The organism is Phreatobacter sp. (genome assembly GCF_052440005.1).
Classification (GTDB): Bacteria; Pseudomonadota; Alphaproteobacteria; order Rhizobiales; family Phreatobacteraceae; genus Phreatobacter.
The window spans coordinates 1-15,785 of record NZ_JBQVQL010000063.1; the positions used below are offsets into that span (position 1 = coordinate 1).

Sequence of the window (15,785 nt, forward strand, 5' to 3'; positions counted from 1 at the left end):
CGGCCGCGCCGCCCGCCGCGGCCCCGGCGGCGACAGAGGAGGCTCCCCTCCCCTCGTCGGCAATCGGCTTCGCACCGCTGCCGGCGCCGCGCCCGGCCCGCGCTCCGTAAGCGCACCGACCCTTCCGTTCCGAAACACGCCGCCGGGCGCAAGCCACGCCGCGGCAATGCGCGGGTCCTAGTCAGGCCTTCGCCGGGCGTCCGGCGGGGGACTGTCAATGCGCATATTCGGGTGGGCCCTGCTCTGGGCGGTGATTTGCCTCGTCGGCGGCTTCGTCGCAGCCGTGGCGGTCGGGCTCGTCGTCTTCGAGGTCTTCGGCGTGTCGCAGCGCGAGGGCGCGGCGGCCATGGGCCTCGTCTTCGTCATCGGGCCCTTCGTCGCCTGCCTGACGGCCCTTGCCGCCGGCGCGACGGCGGCGGTCGTGACCCGGCGCCGGGAACGCCGCCGTGAGGGCGGCGAGATCACACCGCGCCAACCTGCGGGGCGCGGCGTGCGGGCCGCGATCGGCGGCGGGCTCGGGCTGGTCGGCGGCTACGGCGCGGCGGTGTTCGGCCTCTTCATCTTCTACCGCCTCACCGGCTCGCCCTATTTTGGCAGCTACGCCTGGGCGCTTGCTGCGGCCTGGGCGCCGTTCGCGATGGCTGCGGCCGGCTGTGGCCTCGGCCTGTGGATCGCGCTGCGGGATCGATGAGCGGGCGCGGACGGGCTCAGGCCCTGCCGAAGGCCTCGGCATAGAGCGCCGGCTTGAATCCGACCAGCACCCGGCGGTCCGCCTCCACGACCGGCCGCTTCACCAGGGTCGGATTGGCGAGGATCAGAGCCGCCGCCTTGTCACGGTCGAGGCCCGACTTGTCCGCGTCCGGCAGCGCGCGGAACGAGGTCCCTGCCTTGTTCAGCACCGCCTCCCAGCCGAGCGCGTCGAGCCAGCCGGCGAGGCTGGTCGCCTCGAGCCCATCCTTGCGGAAGTCGTGGAAGCGGTAGACGACGCCCTGCTGGTCGAGCCAGGCGCGGGCCTTGCGGACGGTGTCGCAGGTGGTGATGCCATAGAGGGTGACGGACACGGGAGACCCCTTTTTCCGCGCCCGTTCAACACCGGCCGCCCGAAGCAGGTCAACCCCCGGACCCGCCCGCCTCGACGGCCGCGGTACCCCGGTGTAGCGTCGACCGAGGGAGGACAGCCGGGCATGAACGACGCCGCGACATCGCCATGGTGGCTGCGCCTCGCGCAGTCACCCCCCGTCCGCCTGCTGGTCCTCGGCGGGGCCCTGTTCGTGTTGATGGCCGTCAGCAACGGCTTCCAGGTCAAGTTCGCGGCGAGCCCCGTGCTGTCCGCCGCCGTGGCGGCCTGCATGGTGAGCGGCGCCATCATCGTCTACGTCACCTTCGTCAGGCTGGTGGAGCGGCGGCCGGCGAGCGAACTGTCCCTGACCGGCGCGGGGCGGGAATTCGGTGCCGGGCTCCTGGTCGGCGCAGGCCTCTACACGCTGTGCGTCCTCATCCTCATGGTGGCCGGCATCTACCGCATCGAGGGCGTGAACGCCTGGACCTACCTGCTGCCGGCGGTGGCCATGGCGCTGAGTTCGGGATTCTTCGAGGAACTGCTCTTCCGCGGGGCGCTGTTCCGTATCGTCGAGGAATGGCTCGGCAGCTGGATCTCGCTCGTCTTGTCGTCCTTCGTCTTCGGGTTCGTGCATCTGATGAACCCGGCGGGCACGGTGACGGGCGCCCTGTTCATCAGCATCGAGGCCGGCCTGCTGCTGGCCGCGGCCTTCATGCTGACCCGCAGGCTCTGGCTCAGCATCGGCTTCCACATGTCGTGGAACTACACGCAGTCCGCGATCTTTTCCGGCATCGTGTCCGGCAATGAAGGGGCGCAGGGTCTGTTCAAGTCCATCATTGCGGGGCCGACCCTTCTGACCGGCGGCAGCTTCGGCCTCGAATCCTCGCTGGTCGCCTTCCTGCTCTGCACGGCGACGGGCGTCGCGCTGCTGATCATGGCGGTGCGCCGCGGCCACGTCGTGCCACCGTTCTGGCGCCGCGCCGGCGGAACCCGCTGACCGTCCGCTGCACGACGGCCCAGGTTCAGGCCAGGGCGTCGAGATAGGCCTCTACCTCGTCGAGGTCGGCGGAGAAGAGATAGCCCTTGTCGCCCAGCACGATCGTCATCGTCCCGGCGTCCCGCAGCATGTATCCGCCGTGGGCCAGAACCTGCTTGTCCGGCTTCTGCGCCGTCATCAGATGCAGGCCGTGACGCACGCAGATGCGCTTGATCCGGCGCTCGCGGGACGGGGTCGACGACTTCTGGCTCATCGGACCGCGGGCGCCTTCAGGATGGACCGCCTCACTCCCACTCGATGGTCCCCGGCGGCTTCGAGGTGACGTCGTAGACGACCCGGTTGATGCCGCGCACCTCGTTGATGATGCGGGTGGCGGCGCGGCCGAGGAAGTTCATGTCGAAAGGGTAGAAGTCGGCGGTCATGCCGTCGACCGAGGTAACGGCTCGCAGGGCGCAGACATGGTCGTAGGTGCGCCCGTCGCCCATGACGCCGACGGTGCGCACGGGCAGCAGCACGGCGAAGGCCTGCCAGATGATGTCGTAGAGGCCGGCCTTGCGGATCTCGTCGAGATAGATGGCATCGGCCTGGCGCAGGATGTCGAGCTTTTCCCGCGTGATGTCGCCGGGAATGCGGATCGCGAGGCCCGGCCCCGGGAACGGATGGCGGCCGACGAAGCTGTCGGGAAGCCCCAGTTCGCGGCCGAGCGCCCGCACCTCGTCCTTGAACAGCTCGCGCAGCGGCTCGACGAGCTTCATGTTCATGCGCTCGGGCAGGCCGCCGACATTGTGGTGGCTCTTGATGGTGACCGAGGGGCCGCCGGTGAACGAGACGCTCTCGATCACGTCGGGATAGAGCGTGCCCTGGGCGAGGAACTCCGCCCCGCCGATGGCCTTGGCCTCCTTCTCGAAGACCTCGATGAAGAGGCGGCCGATGGTCTTGCGCTTGGTCTCGGGGTCGGTGACGCCGGCGAGCTGACCGAGGAAGAGGTCGGCCGCGTCCACATGGACGAGCGGGATGTTGTAGTGGCCGCGGAAGAGGTCCACGACCTCCCTCGCCTCGTTCTGCCGCATCAGCCCATGGTCGACGAAGACGCAGGTGAGCTGGTCGCCGATGGCCTCATGGATCAGCACGGCGGCGACAGAGGAATCGACGCCGCCCGAGAGGCCGCAGATCACCTTGCCCTTGCCGACCTGGGCGCGGATCTTGGCGATCATCTCCTGACGGTAGGCGGACATGGTCCAGTCGGATCTCGCGCCGGCGATGCGGTGGACGAAGTTCTGGATCAGCTTGGCGCCGTCGGGCGTGTGGACGACCTCGGGGTGGAACTGGACGGCGTAGTAGTTGCGGCTCTCGTCGGCGATGGCCGCATAGGGCGCGTTGTCGGAGGTCGCGACCACTTCGAAGCCCTCGGGAAGCTTCGTGACCCGGTCGCCGTGGCTCATCCAGACCTGATGGCGGCTGCCGGGCTCCCAGACGCCCTCGAACAGCTTCGAGGGCTTCTGCACCTCGAGGAAGGCCCGCCCGAACTCGCGGTGGTGGCCGGCCTCGACCTTGCCGCCGAGCTGCTCGGCCATGGTCTGCTCGCCGTAGCAGATGCCGAAGACCGGCAGATTCTCGTCGAAGATCAGCTGGGGAGCACGGGGCGAGAAATCCTCCGTCACCGAGGCGGGGCCGCCGGAGAGGATGACGCCCTTAGGCTTCATCTTGCGATAGGCGGCTTCCGCCGACTGGAAGGGGTGGATCTCGCAATAGACGCCCGCCTCGCGAACGCGCCGCGCGATGAGCTGGGTCACCTGCGAACCGAAGTCGATGATCAGGATGGAGTCGTGCTGGGTCATCGCCTTGCGTTACGACCATGCCGGGAATGGCGCAAGTCCGGGCTTCGCGCCATCAACACGGGAATGGCAGCAGGCCGTCAGGGGGCGAGCACGAGAGCCCAGTAGGGGCGCATGCCGGGCGCGACGGCGCGGGCGAGACCCATGCGGCCGTGCGGCTTGACGAGGTTGGCGTGGTGCGGCGGCGAAGCGCGCCAGGCGGCTACCGCTTCGGCCGCGGTCTCATAGCCCCATCCGAGATTTTCCGAGGCCGTGGGAAGGCCGTGCCGGCGCATCCGGACGGCATAGGCCTCGCCGATGTCGTGGGACAGCAGGTCGACGCCTGCCATGGCGCGGGCATGCTCGGCGGCGACGGCGTTGAGGCGCGCATCGACGCGCAAGGGCCCGAGGCCGCGCGAGGCGCGATAGGCGTTGATGAGGCGGGCCGCCGCGGCGGCCTCGCGCGTCGAGACCCTGGCGACCGGCTGGGCCGCAGCGAGCGTCGGCGTGAGGCAGAGCCCGAGGACGAGGCGGCGGGACAGGCGGCCGGCAGTCACGGGCGCCGCTCCACGAGGGCGCAATAAAAGCCGTCCGTGCCGGTTCTCAGCGGCGAGAGCTGGAGGCCGAGCCCGGCGGGCGAGACGAGGTCGTCACGCTCGGACAGGCTGTCGGGGGCCAGCGCCAGAACCTCCTCGGGGTCGACGGGCGCAAAATCGCGATGGGCCTTCAGGAAGGCCGCGATGCGGTGGTCGTTCTCGCGGGGGATCACCGAGCAGGTGATGTAGGCGATGCGGCCGCCGGGCTTCACCAGCCGCTCGGCGCGGGCGAGCACGAGGTCCTGATCCTTCATGCGCTCGTCGAGCGCGCCGGGACGCACCCGCCACTTGGTGTCGGGATTGCGCCGCCAGGTGCCGATGCCGGTGCAGGGGGCGTCGACGACGACGAGGTCGATCTTGCCGGCGAGGTCGGCCAGAGGCTCGTCCCCCCTGCCCTTCGGCGTGCGGACCTGGACGTTGCGCACGCCGGCGCGGGCGAGGCGGTCGTGGATCGGCGCCAAGCGCCGGGCATCGGAGTCGGTGGCGTAGATCTGGCCGGAATTGTCCATCAGCGCCGCCAGCTCGAGCGTCTTGCCGCCACCGCCTGCGCAGAGGTCGACGACCTGCATGTCGGGTCCCGCGCCGGTCAGGGCGGCGACGAGCTGCGAGCCTTCGTCCTGGATCTCGAACAGGCCCTTGAGGAATTCGGGCGTTACCTGCAACGTCGGCCCGCGGCCGTCGTCGCCGTGGCCGAAGCGCAGCCCGGTGGGGGCATGGGGCGTCAGTTCGGGTCCAAGATGGGCGAGCTCCGGCAGGAGCCGCATGCGCTCGGTCTTGAGGGTGTTGACGCGGATGTCGATGGGCGCGCGCGCGGCCAGCGCCGCCATTTCGGCGACAAGGCCATCGCCGAACGCAGCCGCGAGGTCGTCGGCGAGCCATTCGGGAAAATCGCCCGCCACGGCCGGCGGGGCGCCGGAGAGGTCGAGGCGGTCGAGGGCCGCCGCCTCGCCGCTCGTCAGCGGTTCGGGGGCGAAGCGCTCACCGCTGCACTGGGCGGCGATCTCGGCGCGCGACAGGCCGCGGGCCAGGGCCAGCGCGCCGAGCAGCACGGCGCGGGGGCCGGAATCGCTCATGACATGGGCGGCGGAGGCGCGCCGGCGCAGCGCGTCGTAGATGAGGCTGGCGATGGCAGCGCGGTCCTTCGAGCCGGCGAAGCGGTGGGCAAGGCCCCAGTCCTTCAGGGCGTCGGGCGCGGGGCGCCGGCGCGCCTCGATATCGGCGAGCACCTCGATGGCGGCGGACAGGCGGGCTGAAGGGGTCACGGCGTCTCCGGGGCGGGCCCTGCCCCGCCAGCCTGCCTGTTAGCCGCTGTCGGGGGCCGCCGGCAAGGACCGATGGGATCAGGCGGCGTCGGGAACGGTGCGTGTCGATGCCGGCTGGCGGGACGGCGTGAGGCCAGCCACCCAGACGCGGACACGGTTGCGGCCGGCCAGCTTGGCCTCGTAGAGCGCCGCATCCGCCTCGCCGATGCTCCGGTCCAGGCTGCCGGACTGCGCCGGATCGGCGATGGCGAGGCCGATCGAGACGGTGACGATCCCCGCCTCAGACGCCTCATGCGGGATGGCGAGCGCCTCCACGGTGCCGCGGATGCGCTCGGCCACGGTGAGGGCCTCCTCCAGGGCGGCGACGGGCAGCACGACGAGGAACTCCTCGCCGCCGTAGCGGCCCGCAAGGTCGAGCCCGCCGCGGACCGACTCGCGGATCGCACCGGCCACCCGGACGAGGCATCTGTCGCCCTCGGGATGGCCATAGCGGTCGTTGAAGGGCTTGAAGCGGTCGACGTCGATCATCAGCACCGCGTAGCCGGAATCGGGACCGACCGTGGCCGCGGTGATGCCGCCGGCGCGCGCGTCGATGCCGCGGCGGTTGGCGAGGCCGGTGAGAGGATCGACAAGCGACATGCGGTGGAGGTCGGCGGCGGCGCGCCCGAGGTCGCTGGCGACGAGGCTCTCCGACAGGCTCATCAGGTAGAGGCGGCGAAGATCCCGCTCCATCGCCGCGTTGGTCGACAGCGACACGTAGCTCGCGACCAGGAGGCAGGAGAAGGCCGTGAGGGCGACGACGGGGGCAATTCCCGGATGAAGGAACAGGACGAGGGCATGGGCGGCGACGGTCACCCCCGAGATGGCGATGGCCAGGGTCAGGCTCGGCCGCAGCACCGCATTGCCGTAGAGCAGCGCGATGATGACGAAATACTGGTAGTGCTCCGCCAGCGGCGAGCGGGATGCCGCGAAGACGGCGAGCACGCCGGCGATGATCGACAAGGGCAGGCTCGCCACCAGGAGATCACGCCAAAGGCGCGAGCGGATCCTCGGCATCAGCAGAATTGCCGCCAGGACCCAGGGAGTCACCAGCGCGAAATGCACGATCCACGACAGCCAGACGGCGTCGGGGGTCAACAGGTGGTCGCCGACGAGGAAGGCGTTGTAGATCACGAGGGTCCGCGGCAGGACGCGCCGCACGGCCCTGCTGCGCCGCTGGTCCATCTCCGCGGCGAAACGGCTCTCGACAGGTTCGGGAAACGTCAGATTCCAGCGCCGGGCAGCCTTAGCCTCGGCAATGTCCTGCGCCTTGATGCCGGTGACCTCAGTCATGTCCTCTGCCGAGCCTGAGTTGCCGGAGCATGGACCCGCGAGGCTGAACGGTCCCTTAATTCCACTGAGACGGATCGCGTAAAATAAAGCCGACCTTCGGCGGCATCTTTTCGGTGAACCTTTTCCAGCGCCGCGAGCACCCATGGGGGAAGGGTGGCTTCCTCCCTCGGACCCAAGCTCAAGGATCAAAGATCATGTTCAATCTCAAGACGATGGCCCTCGCGGGCGCTGCCGTTGCCGGCCTCAGCCTCTACGCCACGACCGATGCCGAAGCGCGCGGCTTCCGCGGCGGCGGGGGCGGCGGCGGCTTCCACCGCGGCGGCGGAATGCATTTCGGCGGCGGGCGCCACTTCGGCGGCCGGCACCTCGGCTTCCACCGCCACGGCCACGGCCACCGGCACCGTGTCTGGCGCCACGGCGTCTGGGTCGGCGGGCTCGGTGTCGCCACCGTCGGGGCCAGCTGCTACCGCTACCGCCTCGTGGACACGCCCTACGGCCTGCAGCGCCGGCTGGTCAACGTCTGCGGCTGGTAAGCCAAAGGCCCTGCCGACCTCCCGTTCCTGACCTCGGCCCCGGTCGCAAGACCGGGGTCCTTTTTTGCGTCAGAGGGCGGCCACCAGCACGCCGATCAGCATGGCGATGAGGGCGATGCAACCGATCAGGAAGACGAGCGGGCGCAGGCGCAGGTCGTTCGAACCGATGTGCACGTAGGCGTGGACGGCGCGGGTGGCGACGAAGAGCCAGGCGAAGGTCGCCATGAGCCAGCCCGTCGCGCCCACGTGGATCGCCATGATGGCGAGCACGTAGAAGAGGACGGGCGTCTCGAACTGGTTGGTGAAATTGTTCGCCGCCTGTCGCGCGCGCGGCGGCCAGGTGTCCCCCGACAGGGCGATGTCCTTCAGGCGGACCTCGCGGGCATAGAGCGCCTGGCGCCGGAAATAGCCCATGACGAAGAGAACGACGAAGGTCAGTGCGACCTGCGCCAGCACCGGCCAGACGAGCGAGGCGCCACCGGGATTCATCAAGCCCATCGAAACTTCTCCGCTGCCGGCCGGAATGGCCCGACCTATCTTGTCATCGGGGCGGAACCGAGCATGCTGCACGAAGGTTGGTCAAGGAAATACCGGATTTGGCCGGTCCTATGGCCTGAACGGCGCGGTGACCGCGTCGCGGCCCGGCGGGCAGGACGCCCGCCGCGTACATGGGGAGATTTCGTCATGCGTCAGATGTCCTTCAGGAGCCTCGCGCTCTCCGCCGCCTTCGGCGCGTTCGCCCTCGGCGGCGCCAGCCTCGCGCCGTCCGCCGCCGTCGCCGCCTCTCTGGCCGAGCGGTCGGCCCTCGGCGCCGCGGCCGGCCAGAGCCAGCCCCTCGAAATGCAGCGCCGCGGTGGCTTCCGTGGCGGTCCCGGCTTCGGCGGACGACCTGGCTTCCGTCCCGGCCCGGGTTTCGCCGGACGTCCCGGATTTCGTCCGGGCCCCGGCTACTATCGTGGCCGCGGCTGGCGTGGCCCCGGCCCGTGGGTCGGCGCCGGCGCAGCAGCGCTGATCATCGGCGGCGCGGCCGCCGCAGCCGCCTCGCCTTATCGCGAGTGCTGGGTCGAGCGTCGCTGGGTCGACACCCCCTGGGGTCCGGAAGTGCGCCGCGTGCGCGTCTGCGACTGATCGCACGCTTCTCCACGACGACGAAAGGCGGCCCGCGGGCCGCCTTTTTTCATGGAAACCGGGTGTCGCTCAGACGCGCCCGCCGTTGGGATAATTGGGGCTCTCGCGGGTGATCGTCACGTCGTGGACGTGGCTCTCGCGCAGGCCCGCGCCGGAGATGCGGACGAACTCGGTCTTGGTGCGGAACTCCGCGAGGTCGCGGGCGCCGGTATAGCCCATGGCGGCGCGCAGGCCGCCGACGAGCTGGTGGACCACCGTCGAGACCGGCCCCTTGTAGGCGACCTGTCCCTCGATGCCCTCGGGAACGAGCTTCAGCGTGTCCTTCACCTCGGCCTGGAAGTAGCGGTCGGCCGAGCCGCGGGCCATGGCGCCCACCGAGCCCATGCCGCGGTAGCTCTTGTAGGAGCGGCCCTGCCACAAATAGACGTCGCCCGGCGCCTCGTCGGTGCCGGCGAGGAGCCCGCCGATCATCGCCACCTCGGCGCCCGCCGCCAGCGCCTTGGCGAGGTCGCCGGAGAACTTGATGCCGCCGTCGGCGATGACGGGCGTGCCGCTCGCCTGCGCCGCCTCGACGCTCTCCATGATGGCGGTGAGCTGCGGCACGCCGACGCCGGCGACGATGCGGGTCGTGCAGATCGAGCCCGGGCCGATGCCGACCTTGATGGCGTCGGCGCCGGCATCGATGAGCGCACGGGTCGCCGCGCCGGTGGCGACGTTGCCGGCCACCACCTGCACCTTGTTGGACAGGCGCTTGATGCGGGTCACCTGGTCTAGAACCTTCTGGGAATGGCCGTGGGCGGTATCGACGACGACGAGGTCCACGCCGGCGTCGATGAGCATCTCGGTGCGCTCGTAGCCCTGCTCACCCACCGTGGTGGCGGCGGCGACCCTCAGGCGCCCCTGCTCGTCCTTGCAGGCATTGGGATTGGCAACCTGCTTCTCGATGTCCTTCACCGTGATCAGGCCGGTGCAGCGATAGTGCTCGTCGACGACCAGCAGCTTCTCGATGCGGAACTGGTGGAGGAGGCGCTTGGCCTCGTCCTGGGTGACGCCCTCGCCGACGGTGATGAGCCTGTCCCGCGTCATCAGGTCCGCGATCGGCTGGTCGGGACGGGTGGCGAAGCGCACGTCGCGGTTGGTGAGAATGCCGACCAGCTTGCCCGGCTTGCCGTTGGGGCCGCGCTCGACCACGGGGAAGCCGGAGAAATTGTGCTTGCGCATCAGCGCCTGCGCGTCGGCAAGGGTCTCGTCGGGATGGATGGTGATGGGGTTCAGCACCATGCCGCTCTCGAAGCGCTTCACCTGGCGGACGTGGTCGGCCTGCACCTCGGGCTCGAGGTTGCGGTGGATGACGCCGATGCCGCCGGCCTGCGCCATGGCGATGGCCATCCGGTACTCGGTGACCGTGTCCATGGCGGAGGACATCAGCGGAATGTTGAGCGAGATGGTGCGGGTGATCCGCGACCTGACGTCGACGTCGCCCGGCATGACGTCGGACAGGCCCGGCCGCAGCAGGACGTCGTCGAAGGTGAGAGCTTCCTCGATGGACTTGATGACGGCCATGGCCAACTCCGCTGCGGATAAAGCCCTCTCCCCCCTCTCGACTCGGCGGGAGGATGGATGTCGGCTCGGTTATGGGTTGGCGCAGCCTGCTACCACGACTCGATGACAGGTCCAACATGGATTTGCGGCCCGGCCGGTCCAATGACGGGGGGCCTGCCATGCTCGCGGCACGGCTCGCGCATTCGTGACCCCAGAACGATCGCGCAGGTTAGCAACCGGCTCTCCATATCGGCATTGAACCATTCCACGCGCCATCGCGACACACGGGTGCAATATCCGGAGCCGCATATGACGCTGAACAGCCCGACCCTCGCGAACGTGACCATGATCGCTGCCCCCACGCTGATGTTCCTCGCCGCCAGCACGGTGCTCCTGCTCATCACAGGGCCGAGCAAGGCCCAGGCCCCGCAGCCGCAGCGGGTGGAGATCCGCGGCGGCGAGACCGTCGAGGTCCAGGGCCCCGGCGGCCGCGTCATGAAGCTGAGGTTCAGCAAGGTGGTGGCCGACGGCCAGTGCGCCTCGCCGCGCGGCTGCACCCGCACCGGATCCCCCGTCGTCGAGATCGAGGCCGTCGGCGCCCACGCGCCGACCTTCCGCCTGTCGCCGGCCGCCCATCTCGGCGCGCCCTTCGTGCCGGTGCAGGGCCGCTTCGTGGCCTTCGGCGAACTGGTGTCGCCGCCCCGCGAACTGAGCACCGCGAACCGGGCCATGCCGCTCGATTCCTACGTGCTGCGGCTCACCGTCACGCCCTGACGAGGACGCGACCCTTCCGCTCCCTGCCGCGATGCCCTATGTGACCCCTCGTCTCACGGGGGCATCATGGTCACACGCGAAGAAGTTGCGCGGGCGCTCGAACAGGTGAAGCTTCCGGCCAGCGGCCAGTCGCTCACGGCCTCGGGCCGGCTCTCCGACATTCTGGTCAACGGCGACAAGGTGATGGTCGCCATCGCCATCGACCCGACGGAGGCCGCCGCGATGGAGCCCGTGCGGGCCGCCGCGCAATCAGCCATCGGCGGCGTCCCGGGCGTCGGACAGGCGCTCGTGTCGCTCACCGCCGACCGGCCGACCGGTCCGCCCACCGGCGCGATGCGCCCGCCGCCCTCCACCCAGCCTCATGTCGCACCTGGCCGCCCCACGCAGCCGCCGTCGCCCAAGGCGGCGACGATCCCCGGCGTCCGGCACGTCATCGCCGTGGCCTCTGGCAAGGGCGGCGTCGGCAAGTCCACCACCGCCTGCAACCTCGCGCTGGCGCTGGCGGCCAACGGGCAACGCGTCGGCATCCTCGACGCCGACATCTACGGCCCCTCCCTTCCCAAGCTCTTCGGCCTGCACGGCAAGCCGCGGGTGGTGAGCGGGCGCACCCTCGCCCCGCTGGAGGGTTACGGCGTCAAGGTCATGTCCATCGGCTTCATGGTCGAGGAAGAGACGCCGATGATCTGGCGCGGCCCGATGGTGATGAGCGCCATCACCCAGATGCTGCGGGAGGTCGCCTGGGGCGAGCTCGACGTGCTGGTGGTCGACATGCCGCCCGGCACCGGCGACGCGCAGCTGACCATGGCGCAGGCAACCCCGCTCGCCGGCGCGGTCATCGTGTCGACGCCGCAGGACCTCGCCCTGATCGACGCCCGGCGCGGCGTCGCCATGTTCCGCAAGACCGAGGTGCCGATCCTCGGCATCGTCGAGAACATGAGCTATTTCATCGCCCCGGACACCGGCAACCGCTACGACATCTTCGGCCATGGCGGCGCCCGCAAGGAGGCCGCGCGGCTCGGCGTGCCCTTCCTCGGCGAGGTGCCGCTCGACATGGCGCTGCGCGAACGGTCGGACTCGGGCCGGCCGATCGTCGCCACCGACCCGTCGAGCCCGCACTCCCTGGTCTACCGCGAGGTCGCACGCCAGGTCTGGGCGAGCCTGTCGGGCACTGGCGACGTGACCATCAAGCCACCGCCGGCGATCATCATCGAATAGCCGGGGCTGCGACGCCGCGGCCCTTGAACGGTTCCAGACGCATGATAAATTGCGCGCGGAAACAAGAACTTCCGAGAGGGGACCACCATGAAGGCCATCGTGCTCGCATTCGCCGCCGCCATCGTCATCGCTGTGGGCGCCGGCTACCTTCTCAACACGACCTACCAGACGACGGCCGACGCGCGCTTCAGCACCACGGGCGCGCAGCTGCGCGGCACCGAGGCCGGCTACAACCTCGTCGGCAAGTCCTGGGACGGCATGAACGCCCCGACGGCGACGCGCTGAGCCGGATGAGCATGACCTCGCCCGGCGCGGGTGCGCCCACGCCGGCGGACGTCGCGACCCTCGACCTGAAGGGGCTGAAGTGCCCCCTGCCCGCCCTCAAGACCCGCAAGGCGCTGAGCCGGATGGCTGCGGGCCAGCGGGTCTCGGTGATCTGCACCGACCCCATGGCCGGCATCGACATCCCCCACCTCCTCAGGGAGACGGGGGACGTGCTGGAGGATCAGCAGAAGGGCGAGGGAACGCTGACCTTCCTGGTCCGCAAGGTGTGAGCGGTTCAGACGGCGCCCTGCAGCACGCGGTGGCGGTTGAACTGGCAGGTGAAGGCGCGGGAGCCGTAGCGGCCATGGGAGGCGAGGCCGCGAATCTCGTAGCGCCCGCCCACCGTACGCGCCACATGGCGGTCGAGCACCACGGCGCGGCGGCTGACACCCATCATCTGGGCGGCGTCGGCGCGGCACCAGCCGTGCATGCCGAGCCGGCGGTGGCTCGCCTCGGCGGCGCCCGGAGCGGCCGCTGCGAGAAGCGCCCCGAGCGCCAGGGTGACCATCGGAAGTTTCAGCATGTGCATCGATCCCTGCCTTGGCGGCCGAGCGGCCGGCCCACCGTGATGGCCGCCATCAAACCATGAGTCCCGCCTTCTGCCGAGCCCCGTCCGGCCGGCGTAGCGAGGCCCCTTTACCCGGGAGCCATCCCGACCCATCCTCCTCCCCTCAACCCGGGATCGTCCGCATGAGCCAGATTGCCGCCGTCACCTACGGCCCCGACGACGACTGCGACGCGCTGCTCGGGGCCTTCGCCCACGACCTGCTGGCCTCGGGAACGGCGGTGGCGGGGCTCATCCAGATCAATGCGGGCGCCGGCTGCGCCGAGCTCGACATGGAGCTGGAGGCGCTCGGCTCAGGGCGCCGCATCAACATCTGCCAGGATCTCGGCCCCGGCAGCGTCAATGCCTGCCGGCTCGACCCGGCAGGGCTGGCCGAGGCGGCCGCTGCGCTCAGGCAGGCGCTGGACCAGCCCGCCGAGCTCGTCGTCATCAACAAGTTCGGGCGCATGGAGGCGGAGGGCGGCGGGCTCATGAGCGAGATCGGCGCGGCGGTGGCGGCGGACATGCCCCTGCTGATCGGCGTGCCGCAGCGCTTCGCCGCCGCCTGGGATGCCTTCGCCGGGGGCATGGACGTCAAGCTCGCCTGCACGCGCCCCGCCCTCGAGGACTGGTGGAGCCGCCGGACCCTGTCCGCCGCAGCGGAATAGGCGGCAGCGCAGCCGTTCAGCCGGCGACAAGCCCCGGCGCCAGGGTCTCGAACAGGCGGACGTAGAGCCTGGTGCGGGGCACGAGGCACGAGACCAGCAGGTGCTCGTGGTGGGTGTGGGGGCCGTCGCCGATCACGCCCAGACCATCAAGCGTCGGGATGCCGAGCGCGCCCGTGAAATTGCCGTCCGAACCGCCCCCCGCGACGCGCTCGCCGGCCACCTCGAAGCCAAGCTCCCGGGCGAGCCCTGCGGCGTGGTCGTAGAGCGCCTGGATGGCGGCCGTCTTGCGGTAGGGCGGACGGAAGAGCCCGAGGGTCACGTCGAGCTTCACGTCGGGATCGTGCGGCTTCAGCGCGAGCAGCCTGCCGCGCACCTCAGCCTCCGCCTCGCCCGATGGCACCAGCACGTAGACGCAGGCCTCGGCATGGATCGGCACCATATTCTCGTGGGTGCCGCCGGACATGGTGCCGACGTTCAGGGTGATGGTGCGGTCGTAGTCGGTCATCGCCTCGACGGCGAGGATCTGGCGGGCCATCTCGCGGATCGCGCTTCGCCCCTTGGCATGGTAGGCGCCGGCATGGGCGGGAATGCCCGTGGTCTTGAGATAGTAGCGCGCGATGCCGTGGCGGGCGACGGTGAGCCGGCCGCCGTCCCCCGAGGGCTCGGCAACCAGCACGATGGCGTGGCGGCGGGCCTCCGCCTCAATGCGGGCGCGCGAGGACGGGCTGCCGGCCTCCTCGTCGGCGATGAACATCACGGAGACGGGCATGTGCGGCCGGCGGCCGGTCGCGTGGAGATGGGCGAGCGCGGCGACCGCGATCGCATTGCCGCCCTTCATGTCGTAGATGCCGGGGCCATAGGCGCGATCGCCCTCGACCCGCCAGGGCAGATCGGAGGCAAGCGTGCCGACGGGATGGACCGTGTCGATATGGCCGAGCAGCAGGATGCCGGGCCCCTCGGTCTCCCCGGCGATGCGCCCGATGAGGATGTCGCCGTAGCCCATCGTGCCGGGAATGCGCTCGATGCGCGCCCCGGCCGCACGCAGGAGCGCTTCCGCATGATCGGCCATGCGGTTGACCGCCGCCACGTCCTGGGTCGGGCTCTCGATGGCCACCCATTGGCGGACGGCCTCGAGGAGGGCTTCGGAGGTCAGGTGCTGCATGGCCGGCTCGTTCGCGCTGTCGGGTCAGTGGCGCGACAGTGAGCGGCGGACGGCGCCGGCGGGCAAGCGCCGCCGGCCATGGGAGCCATGCAGGCCGAGGTCAGGCGGCCTTGATCTCGTATTCGCGCACGGCGCGCTCGTAGGATTCCGAGCGGCTCTTGATGCGGTAGGCCGGATCGGCGGAATCGGAGGGCAACAGGCGGATCACCTCGAAGGGGCCTTCCGGCATCTTGAGGAAGGAACGGCCGAGGGTGACGACGTCGCCGACCTTGAACCTGTGCTGAGCCATGATGTCACCTGTGGTTGCGAGATAACGCCTGCCGGGGGGGCGGCGAAGAAGGACGGGACTGCTAGCGGTCCCGGTCGGCGGCTGCGATTCGCTCGGCGATGACCTTGGTCGCCTCGGAGGAGTGGACGGTCGTGCCGCCCTCCATGACGATCAGCGACGTGCCGGTGGGCGACGTCTGGATGGCGATGACCCGGTCGGGGCGGACGAAATTGACGCCGCCCAGGCTGCGCACCTCGACGAGGGCCGCGACGCCCGCAGGGGCGGCGGCGGTGAGGGGATGGGTCATGAGGCTTGCCGAAGCGCCTTTCGCTCGAGGGGATAGCCGGCCTCGTCGTAGAGTGCGCGGATGGCCGCCCCCGAAACATCGTCGTTCTCGGTGCGGATATTGATGCCGTTGAGATCGTCGCCGAGTTCCTCGACGGCAAAGCGAACGGCCTCCGCGAGGCTGTCGAAGCGCTTGTATTTGAGCGGAACGCGGGAGCGGAACGACTTTCGCTTGTTGGCGAAGAGTTCGGCCGCGGCGGTGAAATCCGTCTGAGACATGC

22 protein-coding genes are annotated in these 15,785 nt (G+C 70.2%); 9 read left to right on the plus strand and 13 right to left on the minus strand.

Annotated features, from left to right (window positions below; genetic code table 11):
* Window positions 1–217: 217 nt before the first annotated feature.
* Entirely contained in the window at window positions 218–691 is a 474-nt protein-coding gene (locus ACT6XY_RS15415; protein ID WP_444749213.1) for a hypothetical protein, read from the plus strand.
* 16 nt (window positions 692–707) lie between these two features.
* Here ACT6XY_RS15415 and ACT6XY_RS15420 read toward each other — a convergent pair whose 3' ends face one another.
* Entirely contained in the window at window positions 708–1,061 is a 354-nt protein-coding gene (locus tag ACT6XY_RS15420) for an arsenate reductase (protein ID WP_444749214.1), read from the minus strand.
* Between the two features lie 123 nt (window positions 1,062–1,184).
* On the opposite strand from ACT6XY_RS15420, the gene ACT6XY_RS15425 reads away from it, so the two are divergent.
* Window positions 1,185–2,057 (plus strand): lysostaphin resistance A-like protein, encoded by an 873-nt coding sequence (locus ACT6XY_RS15425; protein ID WP_444749215.1) that lies wholly within the window; start codon window positions 1,185–1,187, stop codon window positions 2,055–2,057.
* A 25-nt stretch (window positions 2,058–2,082) separates the two neighbouring features.
* Here ACT6XY_RS15425 and ACT6XY_RS15430 read toward each other — a convergent pair whose 3' ends face one another.
* From ACT6XY_RS15430 to ACT6XY_RS15450, 5 genes are all read right to left on the minus strand, one after another.
* Window positions 2,083–2,310 (minus strand): hypothetical protein, encoded by a 228-nt coding sequence (locus tag ACT6XY_RS15430; protein ID WP_444749216.1) that lies wholly within the window; start codon window positions 2,308–2,310, stop codon window positions 2,083–2,085.
* 31 nt (window positions 2,311–2,341) lie between these two features.
* A complete protein-coding gene (gene guaA / locus ACT6XY_RS15435; protein WP_444749217.1) occupies window positions 2,342–3,895 on the minus strand; it encodes a glutamine-hydrolyzing GMP synthase in 1,554 nt (517 codons plus the stop codon).
* Between the two features lie 77 nt (window positions 3,896–3,972).
* Window positions 3,973–4,428 (minus strand): CAP domain-containing protein, encoded by a 456-nt coding sequence (locus ACT6XY_RS15440; RefSeq protein ID WP_444749218.1) that lies wholly within the window; start codon window positions 4,426–4,428, stop codon window positions 3,973–3,975.
* A complete protein-coding gene (locus ACT6XY_RS15445) occupies window positions 4,425–5,729 on the minus strand; it encodes an RsmB/NOP family class I SAM-dependent RNA methyltransferase (protein ID WP_444749219.1) in 1,305 nt (434 codons plus the stop codon). The genes ACT6XY_RS15440 and ACT6XY_RS15445 overlap by 4 nt, the downstream gene beginning before the upstream one ends.
* 78 nt (window positions 5,730–5,807) lie before the next feature.
* A complete protein-coding gene (locus ACT6XY_RS15450; protein WP_444749220.1) occupies window positions 5,808–7,061 on the minus strand; it encodes a GGDEF domain-containing protein in 1,254 nt (417 codons plus the stop codon).
* 194 nt (window positions 7,062–7,255) lie between these two features.
* Between ACT6XY_RS15450 and ACT6XY_RS15455 the strand changes: the two genes are divergently transcribed.
* Window positions 7,256–7,594 carry a hypothetical protein gene (locus tag ACT6XY_RS15455; protein WP_444749221.1) on the plus strand — a complete coding sequence of 113 codons (339 nt, stop codon included), beginning with the start codon at window positions 7,256–7,258 and terminating at the stop codon, window positions 7,592–7,594.
* A 69-nt stretch (window positions 7,595–7,663) separates the two neighbouring features.
* Here the strand turns inward: ACT6XY_RS15455 and ACT6XY_RS15460 are convergent, their stop codons facing one another.
* Window positions 7,664–8,092: an MAPEG family protein gene (locus ACT6XY_RS15460; RefSeq protein WP_444749222.1), complete on the minus strand. Its 429-nt coding sequence runs from the start codon at window positions 8,090–8,092 to the stop codon at window positions 7,664–7,666.
* Between the two features lie 186 nt (window positions 8,093–8,278).
* On the opposite strand from ACT6XY_RS15460, the gene ACT6XY_RS15465 reads away from it, so the two are divergent.
* Complete coding sequence (locus ACT6XY_RS15465) at window positions 8,279–8,722, plus strand: hypothetical protein (protein ID WP_444749223.1); 444 nt, start codon at window positions 8,279–8,281, stop codon at window positions 8,720–8,722.
* Window positions 8,723–8,791: 69 nt separating this feature from the next.
* On the opposite strand, the gene guaB is transcribed toward ACT6XY_RS15465, so the two are convergent.
* Complete coding sequence (gene guaB, locus ACT6XY_RS15470) at window positions 8,792–10,285, minus strand: IMP dehydrogenase (protein ID WP_444749224.1); 1,494 nt, start codon at window positions 10,283–10,285, stop codon at window positions 8,792–8,794.
* A gap of 288 nt (window positions 10,286–10,573) precedes the next feature.
* Here guaB and ACT6XY_RS15475 point away from each other — a divergent pair, with 288 nt between their 5' ends.
* The 4 genes from ACT6XY_RS15475 (at window position 10,574) to ACT6XY_RS15490 (ending at window position 12,807) form a co-directional block, all read left to right on the plus strand.
* Window positions 10,574–11,038, plus strand: coding sequence for a hypothetical protein (locus tag ACT6XY_RS15475; RefSeq protein WP_444749225.1), 465 nt, complete (start codon window positions 10,574–10,576; stop codon window positions 11,036–11,038).
* Between the two features lie 63 nt (window positions 11,039–11,101).
* Complete coding sequence (locus tag ACT6XY_RS15480) at window positions 11,102–12,253, plus strand: P-loop NTPase (RefSeq protein WP_444749243.1); 1,152 nt, start codon at window positions 11,102–11,104, stop codon at window positions 12,251–12,253.
* 87 nt (window positions 12,254–12,340) lie between these two features.
* Entirely contained in the window at window positions 12,341–12,538 is a 198-nt protein-coding gene (locus ACT6XY_RS15485; RefSeq protein WP_444749226.1) for a hypothetical protein, read from the plus strand.
* 11 nt (window positions 12,539–12,549) lie between these two features.
* Window positions 12,550–12,807 (plus strand): sulfurtransferase TusA family protein, encoded by a 258-nt coding sequence (locus tag ACT6XY_RS15490; RefSeq protein ID WP_444749227.1) that lies wholly within the window; start codon window positions 12,550–12,552, stop codon window positions 12,805–12,807.
* Window positions 12,808–12,812: 5 nt separating this feature from the next.
* Here the strand turns inward: ACT6XY_RS15490 and ACT6XY_RS15495 are convergent, their stop codons facing one another.
* Window positions 12,813–13,100: a hypothetical protein gene (locus ACT6XY_RS15495; protein ID WP_444749228.1), complete on the minus strand. Its 288-nt coding sequence runs from the start codon at window positions 13,098–13,100 to the stop codon at window positions 12,813–12,815.
* Window positions 13,101–13,267: 167 nt separating this feature from the next.
* On the opposite strand from ACT6XY_RS15495, the gene ACT6XY_RS15500 reads away from it, so the two are divergent.
* Window positions 13,268–13,789 (plus strand): DUF2478 domain-containing protein, encoded by a 522-nt coding sequence (locus tag ACT6XY_RS15500; RefSeq protein ID WP_444749229.1) that lies wholly within the window; start codon window positions 13,268–13,270, stop codon window positions 13,787–13,789.
* 16 nt (window positions 13,790–13,805) lie between these two features.
* On the opposite strand, the gene ACT6XY_RS15505 is transcribed toward ACT6XY_RS15500, so the two are convergent.
* From ACT6XY_RS15505 to ACT6XY_RS15520, 4 genes are all read right to left on the minus strand, one after another.
* Window positions 13,806–14,951: a M20 family metallopeptidase gene (locus tag ACT6XY_RS15505; RefSeq protein ID WP_444749230.1), complete on the minus strand. Its 1,146-nt coding sequence runs from the start codon at window positions 14,949–14,951 to the stop codon at window positions 13,806–13,808.
* A gap of 100 nt (window positions 14,952–15,051) precedes the next feature.
* The gene (locus tag ACT6XY_RS15510; RefSeq protein WP_106747820.1) at window positions 15,052–15,240 is read right to left on the minus strand and encodes a hypothetical protein; all 189 of its coding nucleotides are present in this window, start codon (window positions 15,238–15,240) and stop codon (window positions 15,052–15,054) included.
* A 61-nt stretch (window positions 15,241–15,301) separates the two neighbouring features.
* Entirely contained in the window at window positions 15,302–15,526 is a 225-nt protein-coding gene (locus ACT6XY_RS15515; protein ID WP_444749231.1) for a hypothetical protein, read from the minus strand.
* Window positions 15,523–15,783: a hypothetical protein gene (locus tag ACT6XY_RS15520; protein WP_444749232.1), complete on the minus strand. Its 261-nt coding sequence runs from the start codon at window positions 15,781–15,783 to the stop codon at window positions 15,523–15,525. The genes ACT6XY_RS15515 and ACT6XY_RS15520 overlap by 4 nt, the downstream gene beginning before the upstream one ends.
* Window positions 15,784–15,785 lie beyond the last annotated feature (2 nt).